We start from the raw sequence: 557 nt of genomic DNA, 5'->3' as shown, positions 1-557 counted from the left end.
CAGACGCTTGAAGTCGGTCAAAATCAAACGGTGACCATTAAAGGCCAGCAAGTCGTTTCCGTTGGTAAAAGCCATCAATTGAACATCGAAGATAACCAGCAAATTACCGTGGGTAAACATATCACAATGCACTCGGAAAGCGGGCAAATCATCATTGGAAACGCAGGCGGACAGATAGTTATTGACCCGATGGGGAATATTCGTATCGAAGGGGTCAGCATCACCATGACTGACCATGTGACAGGAAGAAAATCCGCCGGCGCGCTGTTTAACTACTCCGCTCGCTATACCCTGCTGAGTGAACAGAGCGGTAAACCCCTGGCGCATACCCGCTATACCATTACCACCGCTGGCGGTCAGACTCTTTCCGGTAAAACCGATGGGCTGGGCAGAACGATGACTGTACGGAGTGAGGCCGAAGAAAATCTACAACTGAGTTCGCCGGAAGCCTCACCGAAACCGAAGCAAACCTTATATCAGGCCAGTGATAACACACCGGTAGAGCATGTGATGGAATTTACGGAGAAATAAATATGGCAATATCCAACAGTGGCAAG

1 pseudogene is annotated in these 557 nt (G+C 49.2%); it reads left to right on the top strand.

Annotated features, from left to right (window positions below):
- Positions 1-531: pseudogene (locus C6H66_RS25365) on the top strand (type VI secretion system tip protein VgrG); the annotation flags it as partial.
- Between the last annotated feature and the right edge of the window lie 26 nt (positions 532-557).

It is taken from the genome of Photorhabdus hindustanensis, assembly GCF_002968995.1.
In the GTDB taxonomy this organism is placed as follows: Bacteria; Pseudomonadota; Gammaproteobacteria; order Enterobacterales; family Enterobacteriaceae; genus Photorhabdus; species Photorhabdus akhurstii.
This window is presented reverse-complemented; position numbering and strand designations above follow the sequence as displayed.